Here is a 1,888-nt window from a genome sequence, read left to right on the forward strand (position 1 = left end):
GCCTGGCAGGAGACGGCGGCGAGGGTGAGGGACGGGACGCGGCTGCCGGGGTCGGGGGCGGTGCGGGTGCGGCCGGTGGGGCTGATCCAGCGGCCCGTGCGGAAGCGGTAGTAGTAGACGCGGCCGGCGTCCAGGTGGCTCACCTCGACGTGGACGGTGTGGTGGAACTCTGGGTGCGCGGTGGCGGTGCCGCGCCGGGCGATGCGGCGGAACCGCTCGTCGTGGGCGAGCTCCCAGTGGACGGTGACGCGTTCGGCGGGCAGTCCGCTGTCGGCCTGGAAGGGGGTTGGCGCGAGGCGGGTCCAGAGGATCACGGAGCCGGGCAGCGGGTCGCCGGAGGCGACACCCAGCGTGAACGGGTTCTCGGTGATCCGCGCGGCGTCGAGTTCGGCGGCGGCCGCGATTCCCGGGGACGGCAGGTTGGTCGCGAAGGCCAGTGCGGCGGCGGCGCCGGTGGCGGTGAGGAAGCGGCGGCGGCCGATGTGCCGGGCGGCCGCGCGGAGTTCGGGGGCGTGCTGGGACGGGTGTGCTGCGGGTGTCATCCGGTCCTCCCCTGACGAATGGCTCAGGGGACATTGGAGTGGCCGGGGACGACAGCTGGTTGACACGTACACAGCACTCGTGTGACGGACGGATGAGTTCCGCATGGCGGGCCCTCCCGTACGCTGCGGGCCCATGAATGCCAAGGAAAATGCGATCGCGGTGGTGACCGGGGCGGGCTCCGGCATCGGCCGGGCGGTCGCCGTGGAACTGCTCCGCGCCGGCTGGTCGGTGGCACTGGCGGGGCGGCGTACCGAGGCGCTGGAGGAGACGGCGGCCCTGGTGCCCGAGGGCGCGGCTCTCGCCGTACGGACGGACGTCTCACGGCCCGGGGACGTGACCGCCCTGTTCGCCGCCACCGTCGAGCGGTTCGGGCGGGTCGACCTGCTGTTCAACAACGCGGGCACGTTCGGGCCCGGCGGCGTGCCGGTCGAGGAGCTGCCCTACGAGGCGTGGCGGCACGTGGTGGACACCAACCTCAACGGGGCGTTCCTGTGCGCGCAGGCGGCGTACCGGCAGATGAAGGAGCAGGAGCCGCAGGGCGGGCGGATCATCAACAACGGCTCGATCTCCGCGCACACGCCGCGTCCGCACTCGGTGGCCTACACCGCGACCAAGCACGCGCTGACCGGCCTGACCAAATCGCTGTCGCTGGACGGGCGGCCGTACCGCATCGCCGTCGGGCAGATCGACATCGGCAACGCGGCCACCGACATGACCGCCCGTATGCAGACGGGAGCGCTTCAGGCGAACGGCGAGGTCGCCCCGGAACCGGTGATGGACGTCGCCGACGTGGCCCGCACGGTGCGGCACATGGCGGAGCTGCCGCTGGAGGCGAATGTGCAGTTCGCGACCGTACTGGCCACGGCGATGCCGTACGTCGGGCGCGGCTGAGCCCGGGAGCGGGCATTCGTCAACTCGTCAACCTGCACAAACGGAATTTGAACGTCCGCACCATTGCGGCCGGTCGGACGCTTATGCTCAACTCTCCTACATGAAAGCTTCACAGTTGGAGCAGAGAACCTCCACCTGAGGGCTTCCGTAGGCCATATCCAGGGGGGCGGCGGCAGTCGTTCCACGGCACCGGGTGGGGGTGGACCCCGCGTGGGACCGCGGGGTGCGCACCGGTGCGTGCGGAACGACTGCCGCTCACGTCAACGGCCGGGTGCCGTACGGCCGGTGGACGTCATTCGCGGTGCCGTCCCTTCGCGGGTCCGGACGCCCTGTGCCGGCGCAACGCCCAGGCCCCGCCCGCCAGGAGCGCGACCGCGGTGCCGGCGCCTTCCACCAGCCGTCCCGCCGAGGGCCCGCGTGCGACCGTACCGGTGGCGGCGGACCCCCGTGTGGG

Annotated in this window: 2 protein-coding genes; one reads left to right on the forward strand and one right to left on the reverse strand. The window is 72.4% G+C overall.

What is annotated here, in order from left to right:
- On the reverse strand, nt 1-542 hold a 542-nt coding region (locus tag CA983_RS43230; RefSeq protein WP_208637178.1), incomplete at its 3' end, for an alkaline phosphatase D family protein.
- A 133-nt stretch (nt 543-675) separates the two neighbouring features.
- On the opposite strand from CA983_RS43230, the gene CA983_RS43235 reads away from it, so the two are divergent.
- Nucleotides 676-1,434, forward strand: coding sequence for an SDR family oxidoreductase (locus CA983_RS43235; protein WP_086606062.1), 759 nt, complete (start codon nt 676-678; stop codon nt 1,432-1,434).
- Nucleotides 1,435-1,888 lie beyond the last annotated feature (454 nt).

The sequence above is a fragment of the Streptomyces swartbergensis genome (assembly GCF_002148965.1).
GTDB lineage: Bacteria > Actinomycetota > Actinomycetes > Streptomycetales > Streptomycetaceae > Streptomyces > Streptomyces swartbergensis.

What these genes read in the sequence shown, in the direction of transcription:
- CA983_RS43235 (WP_086606062.1), top strand. Translation starts at nt 676, where the DNA reads ATGAATGCCAAGGAAAATGCGATCGCGGTGGTGACCGGGGCGGGCTCC.